Raw genomic sequence first — 20391 nt, 5'->3', positions numbered from 1 at the left:
TGGGCTGGGCCGATTGGCTGCACCAGCGATTGGGGGAATGTAGCACAGGCAATTTGATATTTTCAATAACGGTTATCATTCTCAATGTAGAAGCAATATTCATTACCACTCACGGTGATGCGCCTCATGCGATGAGGCTTCCAGTTACACGGCTACCCCGCCGGGCAATGCAGGGTTTGCCGAATGTTCAGCAGCCGGTAGAGTGGGATTACGCAGTGTGGCAACACTTTGCACTGGATGGCAGGCATACCAATCCATCCTTCCAGGTCCCCACCATTAACCATGACTGCTGTCGCCCGCGATGGCACCCCGCCTGAGCTGCGGGGGGCTTAGTCAGGTGGGAGAGGTGTATGGCGAGGCGGGTTGAGCAGCTTGCGCAGCATGTTTTTTTTGGCGGTATCGCGCCGGTAGGGGATGTACTGGTCTTTCTCATCCAGCAGAGCCAGCCAGGTGCTCAGAAAGGCCGGGTCTTGCCGCAGTGAGGTACGCTGGGCGTTCCACCTGGCCTGACACTCACCCAGCGCCAGAAGAATGGCATTGCGACGCTGCCAGCAAGGGCGGCAGAGCAGGCGGTGCTGGTCAATGCTGGCTTTTTTGACTTCATAGGTATAGCGCTGATCTGCAGCGGTAAACACACAGGCTACTTTGCAGCGCCAGCATGTGTACGGCCGGTCGGTGTAGTGCCGGGTCCAGGCGGCGGAGACCGAGCGCTGACTGGTCTCACACCAGTTGGCAGGGTTGGCAGGTACCGTGGAGAGAGGCTTGGTGCGTGGCATGCCGGACATGTTGCAGCAGGGCAAGCCGGCTGACAAGCCTGCCGCATGCACAATTATTTGATCTAACCCCGATGCCTCCCGCGCGATTCCGGCTATGCTGTCTTGAGATTGTCATGACATTGTGGCAGGAGGATCGTGATGGACAGCAAAGTCAAACGCAGTAGCCGTGCGGGTCGCAATCGGCCGGTAACTGGCGGAGATACCGCCCCGGTGGCACAGCCAGAGCAGCTGGAGAACTGGGTGGCGGGCAATGCCGCTGCGGCAGCCCGGCAACCCTTGCTGGAGGTGGCCGCAGACCTGCTGGAAGACGAGCAGACTCCCGTGCATGAGCGGGCACAGGCGCTGCGTGCACTGGTGGAAGGCGCTGCCGAGGACGACCGGCGCGTACTGCGCCGCCTGCTGATGGGGGACGACGAAGGCCGCGACAAGAAGTCCGGCCGCAATCCGGATCTGGAGCTGGCGGAGGACTGGCGCGATGGCGGCTACCCCTACCGTAACCTGCTGCGCCGCAGCACCTATGAGAAGGAAAAGTTTCGCCTGCAGGTGGAGCTGCTCAAGCTGCAGGCCTGGGTGAAAGAAACCGGGCAACGGGTGGTGATCCTGTTTGAAGGGCGCGACGCCGCTGGCAAGGGCGGTACCATCAAGCGCTTCATGGAACACCTTAACCCGCGTGGTGCGCGGGTGGTGGCGCTGGAAAAGCCCAGCGATGCCGAGCAGGGGCAATGGTATTTCCAGCGCTACATCCAGCATCTGCCCACGCGGGGCGAAATCGTCATGTTTGACCGCAGCTGGTATAACCGGGCAGGTGTAGAGCGGGTGATGGGCTTTTGCTCCCCGGCGGAGTACAACGAATTCATGCGGCAAGTGCCGGAGTTCGAGCGTCATCTGGCCCGCAGCGGGGTTTACCTGATCAAATTCTGGTTCAGCGTCAGTCGCGCCGAGCAGCGCCGCCGCTTCAAGGAGCGGGAGGTTCACCCGCTCAAGCAGTGGAAGCTGAGCCCGATCGACCTCGCCTCGCTGGACAAGTGGGACGACTACACCCGCGCCAAGGAAGCCATGTTCTTCGAGACCGATACCGCGGATTCCCCCTGGACGGTGATCAAGAGCGACTGCAAGAAGCGCGCACGCCTGAACGCCATGCGCTATGTGCTGCACAAACTGCCGTACAACACCAAGACGGTAGAGGCAGTCGGCAAACTCGACCCCCTCATTGTCGGCCGCGCCCACGTGGTGTACGAGCGTGGCGAAAAGCCCGGGGCGATTTTGTAGGGGGCTGTACCGTGTGCTGAAAAGGCCGCCTGACCGAGGCGGCCTTTTTCATGGTGCCTTACATCCGGTGGGCGTACATCCTTCTGTATGACCGTGTGCATCCGTTGCGTCGGCGGTTTGCTGCATGTTGGCTTCCTGCAGCAAGTATCCCAGCTGCGCGCCCAGTTGCAGGTCGTCCAGATGGCCGAAATGGTGCAGGCGCAGGCGGCCGTGACGGTCGATCAGCAGGGTGGAGGGGGTGCCTTGCAGGTGCAGGGCCTGCATGCTGAGCGGGATCGGACCGTGCGGGTTGGGTTGGTCCACGGCGACGGGCCAGTCGATCCGGTATTCGTGCAGGAAGGCAGACAGCGCGTCGGGCTGCATGGCGGCGTGATGCTCGAACACGCTGTGCAGGCCGATCACCGCGACTTGATCCGCCGGGAACAACCGCCGCACCTGTTTGGCCTGCGGAATGCCGTGGCTGACACAGGCTGGGCACAGTATCTGGAAGACATGCAGCAAAATCACACGGCCACGCAAGTCGGCCAGAGTGAGCGGGGTGGTGTTGAACCATTGCTGTACCTGCAGCGGGGGCAGCATCGGGTGGAAGGAGGGCATGGCGAGTCTCCGGTGGTGGCCCGCCGCAGCGGGCCGGGATGTTTATTGATCGACCTTGCCGGGCAGGCTGAGGTTGCCCGAGGCTACTTTGAATACATTGCTCACGCACAGCAGCGGCGCGTGAATGCTCTCGTTCACCCGCAAGGCAGCCGTTACGCCATCGTAGCTGGCTTGCTTGACCGCGCCGATGTTCTCAAAGGGCACGCGTACCTCGACGGTATCGCCCTTGAACTGCGGGCTCCAGCCGGGGCTGTCGATCAGCAGTGGCAGGCCGGGCCAGGTTTTCGGCAAGGGCGGATGGCTACCCTCCGGAATGTCCACCACCTTCAGCGTATCCTTGCCGCAAGCAGCATCCGGCGCCAGTACCACCCAGTGCGAATGCCAGCGTGCGCCGTCGTTGGCGGGGTCGCCATCGGCGTTTTCATCAAACAGCGGGGTGTCGTCGAAGTCCGGATGATGGGTGACGGCAAAAGCCAGCACCCCGCTCTGGGCGGCAAAGCCCACGGTTGCGGGGTCAAGGCTGGTGGGCCAAACATAGGAGAAGACGGTACTGCCTGCCAGCTTGCCGTTGACGCTGGGCGTCTGGCTGCCGGGGCTGCCCTGGGTCATCATGTGGAACACCAGCTGATTGCCTTCACTGCGGATGCGGGTGTGGACGATGTCGAATGCAGGCGCTACCGAGCTTTGAGGGGCGGTATGGATGCCGCCATCGTGCGCCTGGCTAGTCAGGCTGAACAGGGCAGCGGTCAAGGTGGATAGCATCAATTTGGCTTTCATGTTCATCTCCTTAATATTAGGAATCCTAAATAAAATAACGCAACAAAAACACAGCGCACTTCAGGGGAAAACCTCCATCAACGTGATTCGAACTCGGGGCAATCCAGCCGTAGCAGCGCCGCGGGCAAAGGGGCATCCACCAGGGCACAGTGGTGGGGGGCGGTCGGATCGGTATGTCGCTGTGCCTGAAAATGACGGCAAGCGATACAGGCGCGTAATTCCGGAAAGCGCTCGGCCTGCTGCAGCTGGCGGATCAGCGCCAGCAGGCTGTCATACAGGGCTTCCTGTTGGCCCGGCGGCAATCGGCTCAGTGCGTCCTCGGCAAACTGGCTGGCTTCCGGGATATGCTCGGCCAGGTCGTGGCCCGCCGGGGTCAGGCGCAGTGCAATGGCGCGGCCATCATCCACCGCACGGGTTTTCTCCAGCCAGCCTTTGCTGACCAGCGAGGAGGCCGAATCACTGGCGCTGGCTGCCGTCACCCCCAGTTGCTCCGCCAGCCAGCTCAGCCGCATGCCCTCCGGGCGAGGCGAGAGCAGCTGCAGGATATCCAGCTGGGTCGGGTTCAGCCCGGCGCGGCTGGCAAACTGCCACTCACCCGCCCGCAGCACACTGGCGATGCGGGTCAGCGCACTGAGGGTGCGTGCGCTGAGGGGGGGCGTTTCCTGCCAAGGCTGTTCAGGTTTCATGCTGGCATCTTAGCCGCCGTCAATTCATTTGTAAAGGAGTCCTTATTAATTGATTGATTCGTTATGTAGTGTGGTATATTGCGGTTAATCAATCAGTTGGCAGGGAGCCGAAGGATGTTGCGGAAATCAGTATGGGTGCTAGCCTTGTTATGCCCGCTGGCCCAAGCCGGGGAGCTGACGGTGTCGGCCGCATCCAGCCTCAGTGAAGCGTTCAAGGAAGTCGCCACCGCCTACGAGGCACGCACCCCTGGTGACAAGGTGTTGCTCAACTTTGCGGCGTCGGGCGCCTTGCTGCAGCAGATGGCCAAGGGCGCGCCGGTAGACGTATTTGCCTCGGCGGACGAGCAGACCATGCAGCTGGCCATCAGCCAGGGGCTGGTCAAGGCGGGCGAAGCCAAGGATTTTGCCAGCAACCTGCTGGTGCTGGTGGTGCCGCCTGCGGCCAAGGTCATGCCGAAGCAGCTGACAGACCTGAACGGGGCCACCATTCAGAAGCTGGCGCTGGGCAATCCGGATAGCGTACCCGCCGGGCGCTATGCCCAGCAGGCACTGCAGCAGGCCAATTTGTGGTCCATACTGCAGCCACGGCTGATCCCGGCGCAGAATGTACGGCAGGCGCTGGATTATGTGGCGCGGGGCGAGGTGGATGCCGGGTTTGTCTACCAGACCGACGCGCTGCAATTCAAGGACAAGGTGAAGGTGGCGTTTACCGTGCCGCTGGCGAAGCCGGTGCGTTACCCGCTGGCGGCACTGGCCGCCAGTAGCCATCCGGCAGAGGCACAGCGTTTTGTCCGCTTTGTCCTGTCCGCAGACGGGCAGGCCATCCTGCGCCGTCATGGTTTTCAGCAGCCCTGATTGCTCATGAGCGAGGCTTGGACCCCGCTACTGCTGTCGCTGAAGGTGGCCAGTTGGGCCACGCTGCTGGCCTTGCTGAGCGGCGGGCTGGCCGGTTTCCTGCTGGCACGCTGCCGCTTTCCGGGGCGCGAGCTGCTGGATAGCCTGCTGACCTTGCCGATGGTGCTGCCCCCCACCGTGCTGGGCTACTACCTGCTGGTGCTGCTGGGGCGGCAGAGTGTATTCGGCCAGTGGCTGGAACACAGCCTTGGCATCCGCTTGGTCTTCAGCTGGCAGGGGGCTGCGGTGGCGGCTGCGGTGGTGGCTTTCCCGCTGGTACTCAAGCCGGCCCGTGCCGCGTTTGAAGCCGTGGACGTGCAGCTGGAGCAGGCCGCCCGGGTACTGGGCTTGTCGCCTTGGGCGGTGTTCTGGCGGGTGACCCTGCCGCTGGCCTGGCGCGGGCTGCTGGCAGGGGTGTTGCTGGCCTTCGCCCGCTCCATGGGCGAGTTTGGCGCCACCTTGATGCTGGCGGGCAGCATTCCGGGCCGTACCCAGACCCTAGCCACGGCGGTGCACGATGCGGTGCAGGCCGGGCAAGACGGACTGGCGCAAACCTTGGTACTGATCACCTCGGTGGTCTGTATCGTGGTCCTGCTGCTGGCCGGCTGGCTGGCACCCGGCCAAGGACGGCGAACATGACGGCACCCCAACTGACCTTTGCGTTTCGCCACGTCTTGCAATCCGCTGGACGACGCTTTGCGCTGGATATTGCGTTTACCACCGCCCGGCAACGGCTGGTGGTGTTTGGCCCCTCTGGTTCCGGCAAGAGTCAAACCCTGCGCTTGCTGGCGGGTCTGGTCACCCCGCAGCAGGGGCGGATACGACTGGCCGATCGTGATTGGCTGGATACCGAGCGTGGCCTCAATCTGCCTCCCGAGCAGCGGCGCGCCGGGCTCTTGTTTCAGGACTATGCGCTGTTTCCTCACCTGACGGTGCGGCAGAACATTGCCTTTGGGCTGACCCAAGGCTGGCGCAATCCTCGCCATGAGGCAGGCGGGCGCGAGGTGGACGACTGGTTGCTGGCGTTCGAGCTGGACGAGGTGGCACGGCAGCGTCCGGCAGACCTGTCCGGCGGGCAACGGCAGCGGGTGGCGCTGGCGCGTACGCTGGCGGCACGGCCCAGCGTACTGCTGCTGGATGAGCCGTTTGCGGCGCTGGATACCCTGTTGCGGCAAAAGATGCGTGATGAGCTGGACCGTTGGCAGCAGCAACTGCAGTTGCCGATGGTGCTGATCAGCCACGATCCGGAAGACGTTGAACGCTTTGCCGATGCCCGGCTGGTGTTGCAGCAAGGGCAGGTGGCGGAGGGCAGTGATGCAGGCTGAGGCGGGCGAGTGGGATGTACAGGGCAGCATCTGGCTGCAAAGCGGTGCGCAGAAGCTGGGCAGCAGCCTGCATATGGCGCTGCTGGCGCAGCTGGATGACTGTGGCTCCATCACCAAGGCAGCACAGACGGTTGGGCTCAGTTACAAGGCGGCGTGGGACGCCATCAATCATATGAACAGCCTGGCGGAGACGCCACTGGTCGAGCGGCTGGCAGGGGGCAAGGGCGGCGGGGGGACCCGGCTGACCCCACGCGGACAGCAACTGGTGGCCAACTTCCGCCGGATTGAGCTGGAACACCAACGTTTCCTGACACGTCTGGCTGGGTTGGCCGATGGCCTGCCGGAGGATTATCAGCTGTTGCGGAGAATGACCATGCGGACCAGCGCGCGAAACCAGTTTGCCGGCACCATCCAGACCCTGCAGCGTGGTGCGGTCAACGACGAGGTGGTGCTGGACGTGGCCAACGGTTTTCAGCTGGTGGCCACCATTACCCGCGATAGCAGCGAAGCGTTGGCACTACAGCCCGGCATGACAGCCTTTGCCCTGATCAAGGCCAGCTCGGTGCTGCTGGTCAGCGAGGCCGGGCAGGCACGCTTTGCCACCCGCAATGTGCTGCCCGCCACGGTGGCGCAAGTGCGGCCCGGCGCGGTCAACGCCGAAGTCAGCCTGACGCTGGCCAGTGGCCATACCCTGATCGCCCAGGCCAGCATGGATGCGCTGACTGTGCAGCCAGGCCAAGCAGTGACCGCCTTGTTTCAGGCGTCCAGTGTGATTATCGGGGTACTGGGGTAGGCGGGAACGTTAAACGACCTGACCCGGCAGTCTAGCCTATACTGTGGACATGTCCATGGGAGCCTGACCCGGTGCGTGCTGTCTTGCTCATACTGTTGGGGTTACTGTCTACGCTTGCACGTGCCGAACGCATCACGGCGTGCGGCGGAGAAAACGAGTGGCCGCCTTCTTCCTATTATGACCGGCAGCAGCCGGAACGGGTGGTGGGCTACTCGCCCGATGTCTTGCGCGCCGCCCTCAAGGGCAGTGATTACCAGCTGAATGTGATTTTGCTGCCGTGGGCGCGTTGTCTTGCCTTGGCCAAAAGTGGGGCCGGGATGCATATCGTAATGGGGGCGACGCGCTCGCCAGAGCGGGAAGCACAATACGCCATCAGCCTGCCCTATCTGGAGCTCAACCCCCAAGTCTATTATCTGGCAGACCGCTATCCGGCGGGAGCCCGTATCCACGAGCGGGATGATCTGGTCGGCGTGAAGGTGTGTGGTCTGCTGGGGTTCAACTACAGCCACCTTGGGCTGGACCCGGCGCAGCTGGATACGGGCGCTACTGATTACGCGTCCCTCATTGCCAAGTTGCGCGCTGGCCGTTGCGAAGTATTCGTCGAAAATACCGAAGTCGTTTCGGGTTTTCGCAAGCTGCTGCATGCGGCACTGAGTGACCCACAGTTGCGCAAAGCATCGTTGCAAGGTCTGCCGACCTTGAGCGCCTCTTTTCTGGTCAGCCGGAATCTGCCGTATGCGGCGGATTTGCTGCAAACGCTGGATCGTGGCATCCAGCGCCTGCGTCAGCAGGGTGAGTTAAAGCGTCTGCTCAAGCCTCATCTGGAGGCTGAGTAAGGCCGGCTCAGGCACGGGTTTCGAGCAAGCGTCGGCGAACGCGGGCCAGAATGCGCCGCCGGATGAAACCACTGCCCAGCCGGATCATCACCCAGTACACACTGAACAACAGCCGGCTGCGTCGATCCGGGCAAAACACATGGGTTTCAGTCGTCAGCTTTTGCTGGCCTGGCGTGTCTTGTTCCACGGCATAGACCATCACCAGGCGCGCGCAGCCCGGTGCCGCTGCGTGACGGAAATCCTCAGGGGATGACACTGGATACAAGCCAAAGTCGTGCCGCCAGAAGCGCCCCACCAGACCATACGCCAACCCGGCCTCGTTGCGCTCCAGCAAGATGAAATCCGCCAAGCTAAAGCCGGGGCGCTGACGCAGCCCTGAGTGTCCCCCAAGGGCGGCCCATAGCCGCGATGGGGCTTCCCGCAGGCGCAGCAGGGTACGGATGACCCTGTCGCCCTCGACCTCCAGCTGCGTCAGAATATCCAGAATGGCCGCCGGATCACCTGCCATGGCCACGGAATGTCGCTCCCTGAAATGCGACACGGGCAACCATCTCTGGACTAGCGCATGAGCACTCATCATGAGGCTGTATCCTTTACCGGGCGGTGGGGAAGGGAGCTGTATCCGCTCTCATCCCTTGCAATACAAGCGCAGCCACCCCCGGCGGAATGCTACCACGGTGCCCAGGCCATGAATCAGCAGGTTGAGCAGTAGAAAACAGAAAGGCCCATCCAGTGGTATGGTTGGCCACAGCATCGTCAATCCGACACTGAGCCCCAGCGTCAGCGGGCTGAGCAGCGCCATCACGACGACAATCACCACCTTGTAAATGGAGTCGTCATAGCCCAGCTTGCTCTGGCAGGCGGTGCACTGCAAACGGGCCAGCCAAGCAATCCGTACCGGAGTATGGCAGCGTGGGCAGGGGCTCTGGGCAAACATGTGGTGTACCTTGGTGGTGACTTGGCATGTGCTGTCATGCCCGGAATGAGACAGCGGGATGTCCAAAGTGTTACTGCAGGACAGGATGGATCAGGCCAGAGCTTGCCGCAGGTAGTCGATGGCGGCCTGTGCCGCATAAGCGCTCGGCATGATGTCACGGGTGGCACAGGCCAGCTGGGCGCTGCCGGTAATCATGGCCAGCAGGCTGGCCGCCAGTGTGCTGGCGAAGGGCTCGGGCTTGTGGGGCTGCACCTGCTGGATCAGGCCGCGCAGCCGTGACAATTCTGCCTCAATCACGCGCTGATAGACTGTACGTACCTCGGGTTGTCGCACCGCTTCCGCCCCGATCATGACCCAAGCCGCGACTCGCTCGGGCGAGGCACCTTCTCCCAGGCTGAGCCAGGCATGCAAATAAGCTTCCAGTTGCTGCCGGGGCTGTGACTGCCCGTCACATAAGCGAGCGAATCGGTGCTCGGCATAGTCTGCCAAGGCTTCCACCAAGGCGACCAGAATTTCTTGCTTGTGCTTGAAGTGATAATGCAGCAGTCCTGGGCTGAGCCGGGCTTCACGGGCGATCAGCTGGATGGTGGCTTTTTCATAGCCATGGCGTGCCATGACCGTGAGCAAGGCCTGGACAATTTCACTGCGGCGGGTTTCGGTATTGCTGGGGCGGGCCATGGCAGGGTAAACAGGTTGATTGACCAATATTGTAGTTGCCATCGGCAGCCTGCAGGGATATATTATTTATAGGTTGGTCAACCAAATTATATGGGTGAAGCATGAACACCTGTGCCACATCGCTCTCGGCGTATGATCCGCTGCCCGCATCCGCCGGGTTTTGCCGCGTATTTCCCGGGTTTTTGACGGCGGAAGCCTGCCTGGCATTGATCGCCGAGCGAGAGGCGCAGCCTTTCGCCGATGCCGGTCATGACTACCCGCCGTCCTATCGCAACAATATGCGCCAGGTGTGGGACAACGAAGCACTCGCACAGACGTTAGCCGCTGCGTTGCAAACCCTGGCACCTGCCTGCTTGTCCTTGCCGGATGCAGCAGGGCAGGTTCAGCCATGGCAGTTTGAAGGCATCAATCCGCGCTTTCGCTGCTGCCGCTATGAACCAGGCCAGCAGTTTCAGTTGCATCAGGATGGCGTCCACTGGCGCGGACCGGCTATCCGCTCCGGACTCACATTCATGATCTACCTGACGGATGGTGATGCTTTTGAAGGCGGCGATACGGTGTTCTATTCCGCCGGTCCCGGCGGGCATGAAGATGGTCGTCCGGCGCAGGAGATCGGGCGAGTCAGGCCCCGTGCGGGCAGTCTGATCCTGTTTGACCATGCCATCTGGCACGCCGGGGCGGTGCTGGTGGCTGGCCGCAAACATGTGCTGCGCAGTGATGTCCTCTATCGCAGCACATCAGCAGCCATGACCGCGGCGCATTCGCCTTTCATGCCGGGGCATCAAGGCTATGTCTGGACATTAGCCCGGTTGGCCCCCGGTGTGCTGGCCAGCGGAGGGCGTGACAGCCATATCCGCGTGTGGCGGGACGATGGTACGCCGATCACGGTTTTGCAAGGCCATACGCAGTCTGTGCTGGGGCTGGCGGCGCTGACGGCGCAGACACTGCTCTCAGTATCGCGTGATCGCAGCCTGCGCTGGTGGCACTGGCCGAGTGGCGAATGTCTGCGTACCGTGCAGGCGCATGCTGCTGCGATTCTGGATGTTCAGGTGTTGTCTGAAGCGTGCATTGCAACCGCCGGAGCAGATGGGCTGATCCATCTGTTTGATGCAACGGGGCAGCGGCAGCGCACCTTGACGGGGCATCAGGGCTGGGTATGGCAACTGGCGGTGCTGCCTGCAGGGCGGCTGGCCAGTGCCTCGGAAGATGGCAGTCTGCGGATATGGTCTGCCGATGGAACTTGCCTGCAGGTACTCGCCGGTGATCAACCATTGCGCACCCTGCTGTGGGCGGATGGACTGCTATGGAGTGGCGATGTGATGGGGCAGATTCAGGCCTGGCGGCCGGAAGGGGACCGTTGGTGTGTCTGTTTTCGCCACAAGGCACATCGGGCAGCGGTGCGCCGCCTGCGTGCGCTGGCTCCCGGCTGGATGGGGAGTGTCGGGGAGGATGGTCAGCTGGCGGTATGGAAAGGGCTGGCGGTTGTGCCAAGCCATCAGGCGTTACTCCCCAATTTCGCCACCGACCTGTTGCCGCTCCGCTCAGGCGCGCTGCTCAGCAGCGCGTACGATGGTGGCCTGCGGGTGCATGAGGGGGGCAATAATGGATTGGTCTGCGGAATGGGCAAACTTGTGGCAGCAACTGGGGGCCAGGCCCCCGCTGGGCGGCCTGCCCCAGCTGTTGCAGGCCTATGCAGAGCCGCATCGTCACTACCACACTGAGCGACATCTGCAAGCCTGTCTGCTGGATTTGCGGCGGTGGTCGGCGGAAGCCACGCATCCACAGGAGGTGGCATTGGCCTTGTGGTTTCATGATGCGGTCTACGACCCTGTACGGCACGACAATGAAGTGCAGAGTGTGCAGCTGTTACAACACATGCTGGCCGGTCGACTGGATGACACCCTGTTGAGCCGGGTAGCCAACCTGATTCTGGCCACCTGCCACCAGCATGCACCCGCCAATGGTGATACCGCCTTGCTGCTGGATGTGGATTTGGCGATCCTCGGGGCTGAGCCAGTAGCTTTTGCCGAGTATGAGCGACAAGTTCGCGCAGAATATGCGTGGGTAGCAGAGGAGGTATATCAGCAGACCCGCAGGGGACTTATGCAACGCTGGCTGGTGGCTCCCCGTATATACCATACACCGTCTGCGGGGGCTTTGGAGCAGGCGGCACGGCGTAACCTTCAGCATTGGTGGGGGCAGTAGGCAAGCGATATGGCTGGTTGCTGACCCTGCCTGTGCGCCTTATGGGCATGCTCTGGACGGGGGCGGACTATGTGTCCAACAGTCGTTTTTCATACACCCGTATCGCGTGCCCTTGGTGCTGCACGGTGTCCAGCAGGGTCCAGTGGCAGCGCAGCATCAAGCTGTCGGCGGTGGCCGTGGCGCAGTAGAGTTTCGGGTAGCCCATCTGGCGAGCTGCGACTTCCAGTACGGTAATCAGGGCTGCGCCGATGCCACCTCGTCGTAACGGGGGCGGTACGTAGGCGGCTCCCAGCCACGGCCCCAATTCCGGATGGCTGGGGAAGGTTTCCGTTTTCAGCGCGGCAAAGCCGCAAGGCTGGTCATCCTGCAATGCCAGCAGTCCGTAGGGGGCGGTGTCTGCAGGCTGGGCGTAGCGCGCTACATCGGCTTGCGCATCGCCCTCTCCGCCAGGGCCATAATAGTCTGGCCATTCAGTACTAAACCAGTCGGCCACTACAGCGTGGTGTTGCGGGTATCGGGCGAGCGGTTCCAGTTTCAATGACATCAAGACTCCATAGGCAGGTTAGGGGGCGATGACACTACCACACAGCTCAAGGAAGCGTCCTTCCAGAAAGCGCGCGGCGACAAGGTGTTCCTCATCCCAAGCCGTGGCATAGGCCAGCTCCACAGTCAGGGCCACGCCCAGCGGCAGCACTGATGCAAATACCAGAGACACATGCGGCCAGACCTGATCTGGCTGTGCGAGCGGGGGCAGAGTTGAGGCCGGGGCGGGCAGCTCGCCAGCCGCAATCGCTTCCACATAAGGCGCGCAGTGTGTGTACAAGGCTTGGGCGATGCACGGCTGCCAGCTGGTGTACTGGCTTTGCATGGTGTGGGCAGCGCGCAAGGCGGCTGGACTGGGCGCACGCCGGTTGCCTGCCAGAATCAGAGGCACCTGCTGCCCGTCCAGCGTAACCGTGCCACGCCACAGGCTGCGCCAGCGGTCTCGCTTGAGCAGACCCAAGGCAGGATCTTCCAGCGTGGCAGGGGTCAAGCCGAACATGTATACCCTTCTATGTCATGGCATGATGGTTTGCGGTATCAGCCATAGTCTACCGGGCAAGCGTGATATGACAAGCAAGCATGCGTACAGGAATTGCGGAATTTGGCTGCGATTAAGCCTTGTGGTGGGGTGGGTGCTTCGGCAGCGCAAGGGGGCAGGGGATATTCACGGCGTACTTCGCGCGGGGTGTCAGCACACTGTTGGGAAATCCACCATAATGGTGGCTGGGTGACACGAGGTGCGCATCATGCCGAGTAGACGTAAGGTGACGCAAGCCATGGGCCTGATGTCTGCTGCTGCTTTACTCGGTGGTTCGAAGGCGGCGCTGGCGGCATCGGCACGCGATGGCTGGTACATGCCTGATGAGAGTGAGCCCCATCAGCGGACATGGATGGCGTTTGCGGGCGGTCAGGACATTTGGGGAGAACAGTTGCTGCCGAGGGTGCAGCGTGATCTGGCCACTATCGCCTTAACCATCGCCCGCCATGAGCCTGTCTCGATGCTGGTCAATCAAGCCGATCTGCCGCTGGCGCGGCAATTGATGGGGGCTACGGTTGAACTGGTGGTTTGTCCACACGATGACCTTTGGATGCGGGATACTGGCCCGGTCTTCGTAGTGAATTCGAAAGGTGGCAAGGCAGCGCTGGACTTCAATTTCAATGGCTGGGGCGAGAAGCAGCGCTTTGACGCGGATGCCAAGGTCGCCGGGTTTGTAACGCAGCGGGTGGGGGTGCCTCACCTTCAGACGGAATTGACGCTGGAGGGCGGTGGCATCGAAGTGGATGGACACGGTACGGCCATCATCACCGAGAGCTGTGTGCTCAATGCAAACCGTAACCCCGGTGTGAGCAAGTCACACTGTGAGCAAATACTGAAATCCTTGCTGGGGCTGGAGAAGATCATCTGGTTGCCTGGCATTCGGGGAAGGGACATTACCGATGGACATACCGACTTCTATGCACGCTTTGCCCGACCGGGAGTCGTGATTGCGGGGTATGACCCTGACCCCGCATCATTTGACCATGCGGTGACAAAGCGGCATCTGGAGCTCCTGCGTGCTGCACAGGATGCGCAAGGGCGCAAGCTGTCGGTCGTGGTGCTGGAGGCCCCGTCCCGCGTGCGGGAGGCGTTCGAGAGCGATACATTCGCTGCGGGGTATGTCAATTTCTATGTCTGCAATGGTGCAGTGATTGCCCCTGAGTTTGGCGATGCCAAAGCTGATGCAGCCGCCAGGCAGGCGTTGCAGAAGGTGTTTCCCGGGCGCAAGGTGGTCCAGATCAATATTGACGGTATTGCCGCAGGCGGAGGCGGGGTTCACTGCACAACGCAGCAAGAACCCAGAGGCTGACTTCGCTTGCCGACAAGCAGGCCGTGGTGGCGTATCTGGCGTGGTGCACCATACCCCGTAACGACTCAAAACAGGCTCTGCATCCGCGCCGCCTTGGCACTGGGGCGGGGGCTGGGTGTAGCGCACGACATCGGCTTGCGTATCTCTAACCCCTGCGAGACCGTAATAATCTTGCCGTTCGGTACAGGAATCAGTCGGCCGCCACAGCGTGGTGGCGAGCGGTTTAAAAGTTGTGGACGCTTGTGGTGGACTGGATGTGTTATGGCTGGGTAAGGTGATTGTAATCGAGTGCCTTAAAGGCCTGTTACTCTAAATGCCATGATGGTTTATTCTTTCGACAGAGTGTTAATTAGGCTGCAGGGAGGGGCCTCAGAAGATGTGTGCATGGAGTCGTGATGTGATGGAATTGCTGCAGTCAGCGCAGGAGGCTATAGATGATTTACGCTTTTCTGTCGCCTTACCGATGCTGGAGGTGCTTGCAAGTAGGAAGGTAAGTGAGTCATTCCTTCACTTGGGCTACATATATAAGTCCGGAGGGGATGGGGTTGAAGTCAACCTTGAAAAGGCAAAATATTATTACGACCTTTATTTCCATGCGATGGAAGCTGATTTCAAAAATGGAAATTATGAGGCAGGATTCAGAGTTGCGCTTGCCTATCAGTTTGGGGACGGTGTTAAGAAGGATGAAAAGAAGGCCGTAAAAATACTTGTGACATGTGTGAAGCATAACCATGCCAAAGCGCAGTATCATTTGTCAGGGCTTTATGCACATGGTTGGTGTGGGCTAAAGAAAAATCAGGATGAGCGGCTGCTATGGCTTTTCAATGCGGCTGAAAATAATTGCCCTGAGGCGTTGTATGAAGTTGGCTTGATATACTGCGATGGTGATGACGGGGATAAGAAAATGGGGATGGACTTTATAAAAAGAGCGGCGTCTTTGAGTTTCTTTCCGGCATGCGATTATATTAATGGCATTAGTGGAAAAGATTAGTCCCTACAGAAAGTCCGCTTCACCCCATCTTCTGACATTGCCGTACAGTTCAGTGCAAGGGTTTTAGCTCAAAACAGGCTCTGCATCCGCGCCGCCTTGGCATTGGGCCGGGGGCGCGGCTCGGCGGTCCAGTCGCTGGGGTCGAACGGTTGCAGCAGCGGCAGGGCGCCCTCGGGCTGGCGGCAGTGCAGCCAGGCACTGTAGTGGCTGGGCGGCACAATCACCAGAGAGCGCTTTTCATCTTCGGGCGGGTGAAACTGCTGCATCAGCGGGTGCTGGTCGGCATTCAGGGTGAGTTGGGTGAAGGCGTGGCTGGTGCGGCCATCCGCTTCGCGCCAGGAGCGCCATAGCCCGGCGACGGCAAATGGGGCGTGGTCGGTGCGGCGGATCAGCCAGCGCTCACTGCGGCCGCGTGCATCGTAGCGCGGTTCAAAGAAGCCCAGCATCGGCACCAGGCAGAACTGGGCGTATTGCCACGGCCCGCGATAGCTGGGGCGCTCCGCCACGGTTTCCAGCCGGGCGTTCTGCGTACTGTAGGCGCGCTGACCGGCTGGCTGGTGGCGGCGCGGCACCATGCCATAGCCTGCCAGGGTGGCGACGATGCCTTGCGGCGCACGCAGGATGATGGGGGCGGCATGGTCCTGCCACACTTCGTCCGCCCATTCTTCCTCCAGCGCCATTTCAAAGTGGCGGGTCAGCTGATCGGCAGAGACGGGCAGGTAGTTAACGCACATGGTGGTGAGCGAGCAGGCAAGGTGGGCAGTGTAGCACCCTCATTGAGCTCAGTCTGCGGTGTCGTCCGGGTCGGGTGCGTACTCGGGATCGTCAAACAGCGCGCGGATCGCTTCGTCTGCCGTGGCCTGCTTGATCTGCTGGCGAAACGCTTCGCCACGCGGGTTGATGAACAGCCAGAAGGCATCCACCACCAGATCGGTTTGACCCACTTCCAGGTTGTATTGCAGAAAATCCAGCAGCGGCGCCACCAGCGCCTCATTGGGCAGACTCTGGATATAAGGGTGGGTCACGTGGCAGACCGGGTCGTTGGGAAAGCAGGACCAGAAAATCAGCTCGTCCAGCGCGTCCGCATTGGCCGGGTAGCCCAGCGCCACCAGTTGCTCGGCGCTATCGGTATCAAATTTGTCGGCAATGCTTGGTAAAGGCGTTTCGCTCATGTGCGTGCTCCTTGGTCGTGCATGGTTGGAGCATGCAGGTTGCAGGACAGTTCCCGCTTGTCAGCCGGTCATGACGTTGCGCTATACTGCCATCCTTCAGTGTAATGGAGCGGGATTATGCGGCGTTTTCTGTGGCTCGGGTTGCCAAGCCTCTTGCTGTTGCCTGTAGCACAAGCGTCGTCCCCTGTTCCGACTGCCGGGCAGTATGGCTTTGACTGGCTCAAGGGCGAGCAAGCCCGCTGTGTGGTGGTCACGCCAGCATTGCTCACCAAGCTGCGCCAGTGTGAGGCCTCACCCGGTTTTGGCAGTGGGCCGAAGCCGGTGGCCAGCTGCAAGGCATCGTCCCGCAGCGAGTACATCATTTACCACAACAAGGCCCAGTGCCAGCAGGAGCTGGAAACCATGAAGGCCAATGCGCCATGACAAAGGTTGCCTATGCTTAGCTTTCGTCCCCTGCTATCGGAAGATCAACCCGCGTTGTGGAACTGGCTGCACGTCGCCCTGTGGGATCCGCCACCCGCGGGCTTGCGCCCGCGCAGCGTGCTGGATCACCCTGAAGTCAGCATTTATGCACACGACTGGGGGCGGCCCGGAGATGTGGGTGTGGTGGCGGTACTCGACGGTGTGGACATCGGCGCTTGCTGGATGCGGATGCTGAAAGACCGAGTTGGCCTCGCCTGGGTGGATAACCAGACCCCGCAGCTGGGCATCTCGCTGGACGCGGCCCACCAGCACCAAGGCCATGGTAGCAAGATGATGCGCGCCGCGCTGGAAGCGGCCCGCCAGGCGGGTTATCGCCAAGTCTCCCTCACCGTCCACCCGCAGAACCCGGCGCGGCAGCTCTATGCCCGCTGCGGTTTCGAAGAGTTGGAAATGCGGGAAGGCTTTTACCTGATGCGGGCGCGGCTCTGAGTGTTGCATGACGCGTGCGGACGCAAACTAATGCAGGCTGCTAAAATGGAGCACGCCAGCTCGCCGCAACTGCGACAGTCCTGAACCTACACTACGATCGTTTTCGATGGTCCCTTACGAAACCCTGGAAATCCTGCTGGCCCCATTCCAGCGCTGCCACAAAGCTGAGCCCGGCCCGGATGTGCGCCTGGGCATTCAGAACCTGCAACGCACCCTGCGTGACCACCCGGACTGGATGGGCGCTGTCGCCGCCCAAGTCGGCAACCTGCCGCCGCATGGTGCGGGCTGGGTGGCGGTCAGCCTTGGTGTGCTGGTCGAAAACGGCCACCCGGCCGACCCCAGTGGACCGTGCCTGCTGGAGTTCTTCGAACACCTGCTGGCGCGCTTTCCCGAGATCAGCGACGACGATGAAGACTATCCGCCGCTGGATGAAGCACAGCAAATCTGGCTGGATGCCATCCCCAATCTGGCGCGCGCGCTGGTCAGCCATCTGGCACGCCTGCCGGACCGGCGTGAAGACTGGGCCACCACCGAATCCCGCATGACCCGGCTGGAACAGCTGGAAGGCTACAGCTACGCCTTCAGCTGGGTGCGCGAAGCCATCCAGCGCCACAGCGCCCCGCTCACCGTGCTGCATGTGGAAAGCCGCCAAGGCTACCGCGTGCATTACCACAATGTTGCCAATTGCTTCCACCTGTTTAGCCTGCTGCAATGCCGCCTCGGCACCCTGCTGCCGGGCGGCCAGGCGCCGGATGAAGCTGTACTGGCCGCAGCTCTGGGCAGTGACGGGCAAGTGTCCGACCACGGCTGGTGGCACTACGGCTGGCCGCAACACACCACGCCCGAGCCCCTGTTTCCGATCTGGGGCGAAGGGCTCACCCGCCACCTGCCTCAGGTGAACGGCGAAGCCCTGATCCTGCTCTGGCCCATGACCATCCAGCGCAGCTGGGACAGCGGCTTCTTCGGCCCGCATCTGGACGTCCTGCCAGCCAACCTGACGGTGGAACGCGCGCTCAGTGTTGACGAGGTGGTAGAGACCTTGCGGCAGCTGGGGGTGGGTGGGTAGTTTTGGGGGCCAAGTGTGGCCAGAGCAGACCGGTGCCTTGATGTCGCTGCTTCAGCCGTTGTGTGGTGTTTTATCTTAGGTCGTAAGGAGTTCAGCTTGAGCCTTGAAATGCAAGTCTTTGTTCCGACCGTTGATGATTTACTCATTCAAAAGTGGGTGGAGCGACTCAACTCGCTTGAGATGACGTGTGAGATTCATCCTGAATTTTCGTTCGCAACGCATACGGGTTTTTTACCTTTCAAGGTTGTATTGAAAAAACCGAAGCATGAAAAGATGCTTGGCAATGAATATCTTACTGGCTTCGAATTTTATCTAAGCGATTTTGACCTGAAAAAGGAAGTTGATGCGATCACGCCAAGACTGTCGATTCTTGATCGCTTGAAAGGGAAAAAAGCGGAGCCTGTGTACTTTGCATCACGTGAAATTGATGCGCGCCTTATTTCTTGCAAAAAGGTCATTTCTTGCGTTTGGGGCTCTGCTGATACCCTTGAGCTACGGATGGCAACGCTTTCCGCGGCGATACTGGCTGAATTGACTGATGGCGTTTTCGCATACCCTGCGGATAACTGTTGGTACACAGAGCGTGGTGAAGTTGAGAGGGTATTAAAGGAGGCTGAGACCTACGAAGCATCCATTAAACCCTCGCAGTTAAGGCTGCACAAGTTCGAAAAATGGCAGTAAGCGACGTTGTTGAAAATTAACCACGCTACCATTTGCTGAACTCGGCAGTAAAGCATCTCTGCGGAGGTGTAAAGACCTTGATTTAATTCAGGCAGAGTTGGGGAAGCTATTTTTTGCGGAGTGCCTTCAGGCATCAGCACTCCTTCGCGCTTGTTGTACAGGCAAAAAGCGTTTAGCTTTCTGACGCAATGCAGACTAGCAAATGTTACTCTGCCAAAAACGTATTGCGTGACGACAGGAGCCAGTGGATGAGCATTAGATTGAGAGGTCTTGTTGAGGCAGTCATCGGCGCGTGCGTGTTCGGGCTACTGGCATTCTGGAGTTCCCATCCTGGTGCATACCCGCTTTCTTACTACCCAACCGGTCCCGTTGCCGCAATCTTGATTGGCGTACCCGGGATGCTGGCCATCGTCGGGGTCACCGAGTTGCTTACCGGAAAGCCTATTACCATGCTAGAAGCCACATGGGCAGCATTGCCTGGCTGGAAAAAAGGCCTGCTTGGCACACTTCTGGTGATCGGTGGCGGCACGGTTGCGTTTGCTATTGTCGGCGTCTTCGTGAGCTGAGGCATGGCCACGCTATTCGCGGACGCGCTGCTGGCCGTACACTTCCATCTACCTTGCTCAGATCAAAAGGATTGTCTTTCGCTGCGTCGGTCTTTCTATGGCATGTAAGCACCAGCCTCCGAAACATGGGCGCGAAAATTTTTTTCTGGCCTTTCCTTGAATGAAAGCTGTAATGATATTTGGTGATAAAAATAAATTTGGAGTTGAACTTTCAATTGACTGCTATTGCATTAGCGATGGATTGATGGCGGTCGGAAAATTATTGATATATATAAATGGACGAAAGTATGGGGTGGATGAGCCAGATGCAACCTATCTGGCTTGCTCATACAATGTGATAAAAGAAATAGTTGCTAACCGACGTCGACACTGTGTTCCTTATGTGGAGGATATGAGTTCATCGGATATCGTGAGTTGCTTTGTCTGGAGTGTATATGCAATTCCTTATGGGAGGAATGATTGGGGTGGTGATTTTCTGAAGAGACTTGATGATGATTTATATAAAATTGGATGTGTTTGGGCTCCGGATGGGGATCGGGCGTTTGATGATGGATCGCATGTTCTGATTTTTGATGTTGGCGAGATGGTCAGGTTGGTTGCGTTTGTTAATTCTGATGACGAAGCGGTAATTTCAAGTTCTTTGGAAGAACTTGTCATCGACGCAGATGAGTTTTATGGTGTTCTACGTGGATGGGTAACAGGGTTCAATGATGCATACCAGAGTAACCGTCATTTGGCGGTGTGACCCATCGATGACGTTGTCAAGAATTGCATGCAAATGTGCATGATCTCCTTATAGGCTTGCCTCTCATTACGCATTGAGCCACAGCAACGCATACC

The 20391-nt window shown here is 60.1% G+C and carries 27 protein-coding genes; 16 read left to right on the top strand and 11 right to left on the bottom strand.

All coding sequences use genetic code 11. The annotated features are described in order from the left end of the window. Positions 1-329 precede the first annotated feature (329 nt). A complete protein-coding gene (locus tag ACE3O2_RS01710) occupies positions 330-776 on the bottom strand; it encodes a zinc-ribbon domain containing protein (RefSeq protein ID WP_374334559.1) in 447 nt (148 codons plus the stop codon). 138 nt (positions 777-914) lie between these two features. Here ACE3O2_RS01710 and ppk2 point away from each other — a divergent pair, with 138 nt between their 5' ends. Beyond that, entirely contained in the window at positions 915-2045 is a 1131-nt protein-coding gene (gene ppk2 / locus ACE3O2_RS01705) for a polyphosphate kinase 2 (RefSeq protein WP_374334558.1), read from the top strand. 48 nt (positions 2046-2093) lie between these two features. On the opposite strand, the gene ACE3O2_RS01700 is transcribed toward ppk2, so the two are convergent. From ACE3O2_RS01700 to ACE3O2_RS01690, 3 genes are all read right to left on the bottom strand, one after another. Next, entirely contained in the window at positions 2094-2642 is a 549-nt protein-coding gene (locus tag ACE3O2_RS01700; RefSeq protein WP_374334557.1) for a redoxin family protein, read from the bottom strand. Between the two features lie 42 nt (positions 2643-2684). Further along, positions 2685-3419: a hypothetical protein gene (locus tag ACE3O2_RS01695; RefSeq protein WP_374334556.1), complete on the bottom strand. Its 735-nt coding sequence runs from the start codon at positions 3417-3419 to the stop codon at positions 2685-2687. A 77-nt stretch (positions 3420-3496) separates the two neighbouring features. Next, on the bottom strand, positions 3497-4105 hold the full coding sequence (locus ACE3O2_RS01690) for a MarR family winged helix-turn-helix transcriptional regulator (RefSeq protein ID WP_374334555.1): 609 nt from the start codon (positions 4103-4105) through the stop codon (positions 3497-3499). A 114-nt stretch (positions 4106-4219) separates the two neighbouring features. Here ACE3O2_RS01690 and modA point away from each other — a divergent pair, with 114 nt between their 5' ends. The 5 genes from modA (at position 4220) to ACE3O2_RS01665 (ending at position 7953) form a co-directional block, all read left to right on the top strand. Beyond that, positions 4220-4960 carry a molybdate ABC transporter substrate-binding protein gene (gene modA / locus ACE3O2_RS01685; RefSeq protein WP_374334554.1) on the top strand — a complete coding sequence of 247 codons (741 nt, stop codon included), beginning with the start codon at positions 4220-4222 and terminating at the stop codon, positions 4958-4960. 6 nt (positions 4961-4966) lie between these two features. After that, entirely contained in the window at positions 4967-5638 is a 672-nt protein-coding gene (modB, locus tag ACE3O2_RS01680; RefSeq protein WP_374334553.1) for a molybdate ABC transporter permease subunit, read from the top strand. Next, the gene (locus ACE3O2_RS01675; RefSeq protein WP_374334552.1) at positions 5635-6324 is read left to right on the top strand and encodes an ATP-binding cassette domain-containing protein; all 690 of its coding nucleotides are present in this window, start codon (positions 5635-5637) and stop codon (positions 6322-6324) included. Before modB ends, ACE3O2_RS01675 begins: the two co-directional genes overlap by 4 nt. After that, positions 6314-7117, top strand: coding sequence for a TOBE domain-containing protein (locus tag ACE3O2_RS01670; protein WP_374334551.1), 804 nt, complete (start codon positions 6314-6316; stop codon positions 7115-7117). Before ACE3O2_RS01675 ends, ACE3O2_RS01670 begins: the two co-directional genes overlap by 11 nt. An 83-nt stretch (positions 7118-7200) precedes the next feature. After that, a complete protein-coding gene (locus ACE3O2_RS01665) occupies positions 7201-7953 on the top strand; it encodes a substrate-binding periplasmic protein (protein ID WP_374334550.1) in 753 nt (250 codons plus the stop codon). A gap of 7 nt (positions 7954-7960) precedes the next feature. Here ACE3O2_RS01665 and ACE3O2_RS01660 read toward each other — a convergent pair whose 3' ends face one another. The 3 genes from ACE3O2_RS01660 to ACE3O2_RS01650 form a co-directional block, all read right to left on the bottom strand. After that, positions 7961-8467, bottom strand: a complete 507-nt coding sequence (locus tag ACE3O2_RS01660; RefSeq protein ID WP_374334549.1) for a hypothetical protein — start codon at positions 8465-8467, stop codon at positions 7961-7963. A 114-nt stretch (positions 8468-8581) separates the two neighbouring features. After that, positions 8582-8890, bottom strand: a complete 309-nt coding sequence (locus ACE3O2_RS01655; RefSeq protein WP_374334548.1) for a hypothetical protein — start codon at positions 8888-8890, stop codon at positions 8582-8584. 90 nt (positions 8891-8980) lie between these two features. Next, positions 8981-9610, bottom strand: a complete 630-nt coding sequence (locus ACE3O2_RS01650) for a TetR/AcrR family transcriptional regulator (protein ID WP_374334547.1) — start codon at positions 9608-9610, stop codon at positions 8981-8983. 59 nt (positions 9611-9669) lie between these two features. Here ACE3O2_RS01650 and ACE3O2_RS01645 point away from each other — a divergent pair, with 59 nt between their 5' ends. Together ACE3O2_RS01645 and ACE3O2_RS01640 are read left to right on the top strand one after the other, a co-directional pair. After that, complete coding sequence (locus ACE3O2_RS01645; protein ID WP_374334546.1) at positions 9670-11289, top strand: 2OG-Fe(II) oxygenase; 1620 nt, start codon at positions 9670-9672, stop codon at positions 11287-11289. Beyond that, positions 11171-11773, top strand: a complete 603-nt coding sequence (locus ACE3O2_RS01640; protein WP_374335553.1) for a metal-dependent hydrolase — start codon at positions 11171-11173, stop codon at positions 11771-11773. Before ACE3O2_RS01645 ends, ACE3O2_RS01640 begins: the two co-directional genes overlap by 119 nt. Positions 11774-11840: 67 nt before the next feature. Here ACE3O2_RS01640 and ACE3O2_RS01635 read toward each other — a convergent pair whose 3' ends face one another. Next, on the bottom strand, positions 11841-12317 hold the full coding sequence (locus ACE3O2_RS01635) for a GNAT family N-acetyltransferase (protein ID WP_374334545.1): 477 nt from the start codon (positions 12315-12317) through the stop codon (positions 11841-11843). 18 nt (positions 12318-12335) lie between these two features. Further along, positions 12336-12815, bottom strand: a complete 480-nt coding sequence (locus tag ACE3O2_RS01630) for a hypothetical protein (RefSeq protein ID WP_374334544.1) — start codon at positions 12813-12815, stop codon at positions 12336-12338. 247 nt (positions 12816-13062) lie between these two features. Here ACE3O2_RS01630 and ACE3O2_RS01625 point away from each other — a divergent pair, with 247 nt between their 5' ends. Continuing rightward, positions 13063-14163 (top strand): agmatine/peptidylarginine deiminase, encoded by a 1101-nt coding sequence (locus ACE3O2_RS01625; protein ID WP_374334543.1) that lies wholly within the window; start codon positions 13063-13065, stop codon positions 14161-14163. Between the two features lie 400 nt (positions 14164-14563). Further along, positions 14564-15154 (top strand): tetratricopeptide repeat protein, encoded by a 591-nt coding sequence (locus ACE3O2_RS01620; protein ID WP_374334542.1) that lies wholly within the window; start codon positions 14564-14566, stop codon positions 15152-15154. Positions 15155-15222: 68 nt separating this feature from the next. Here ACE3O2_RS01620 and ACE3O2_RS01615 read toward each other — a convergent pair whose 3' ends face one another. Continuing rightward, on the bottom strand, positions 15223-15888 hold the full coding sequence (locus ACE3O2_RS01615) for an SOS response-associated peptidase (protein WP_374334541.1): 666 nt from the start codon (positions 15886-15888) through the stop codon (positions 15223-15225). Positions 15889-15936: 48 nt separating this feature from the next. Further along, the gene (locus ACE3O2_RS01610) at positions 15937-16326 is read right to left on the bottom strand and encodes a hypothetical protein (protein WP_374334540.1); all 390 of its coding nucleotides are present in this window, start codon (positions 16324-16326) and stop codon (positions 15937-15939) included. Positions 16327-16443: 117 nt separating this feature from the next. Between ACE3O2_RS01610 and ACE3O2_RS01605 the strand changes: the two genes are divergently transcribed. From ACE3O2_RS01605 to ACE3O2_RS01580, 6 genes are all read left to right on the top strand, one after another. Then, on the top strand, positions 16444-16749 hold the full coding sequence (locus ACE3O2_RS01605; RefSeq protein ID WP_374334539.1) for a hypothetical protein: 306 nt from the start codon (positions 16444-16446) through the stop codon (positions 16747-16749). A 12-nt stretch (positions 16750-16761) separates the two neighbouring features. After that, positions 16762-17238 (top strand): N-acetyltransferase family protein, encoded by a 477-nt coding sequence (locus tag ACE3O2_RS01600; protein WP_374334538.1) that lies wholly within the window; start codon positions 16762-16764, stop codon positions 17236-17238. Between the two features lie 106 nt (positions 17239-17344). Further along, on the top strand, positions 17345-18304 hold the full coding sequence (locus ACE3O2_RS01595; RefSeq protein WP_374334537.1) for a hypothetical protein: 960 nt from the start codon (positions 17345-17347) through the stop codon (positions 18302-18304). Between the two features lie 96 nt (positions 18305-18400). Further along, positions 18401-18985, top strand: a complete 585-nt coding sequence (locus ACE3O2_RS01590; protein ID WP_374334536.1) for a hypothetical protein — start codon at positions 18401-18403, stop codon at positions 18983-18985. Positions 18986-19233: 248 nt separating this feature from the next. Continuing rightward, positions 19234-19551, top strand: coding sequence for a hypothetical protein (locus ACE3O2_RS01585; protein ID WP_374334535.1), 318 nt, complete (start codon positions 19234-19236; stop codon positions 19549-19551). A gap of 160 nt (positions 19552-19711) precedes the next feature. Beyond that, a complete protein-coding gene (locus tag ACE3O2_RS01580) occupies positions 19712-20296 on the top strand; it encodes an Imm42 family immunity protein (protein WP_374334534.1) in 585 nt (194 codons plus the stop codon). The last annotated feature ends 95 nt before the right edge of the window (positions 20297-20391 follow it).

Source organism: Leeia sp., assembly GCF_041909055.1.
Taxonomy (GTDB): Bacteria; Pseudomonadota; Gammaproteobacteria; order Burkholderiales; family Leeiaceae; genus Leeia; species Leeia aquatica.
Note: the sequence above shows the minus strand (reverse complement) of the source record. Positions and strands in the feature narration are given on the sequence as shown.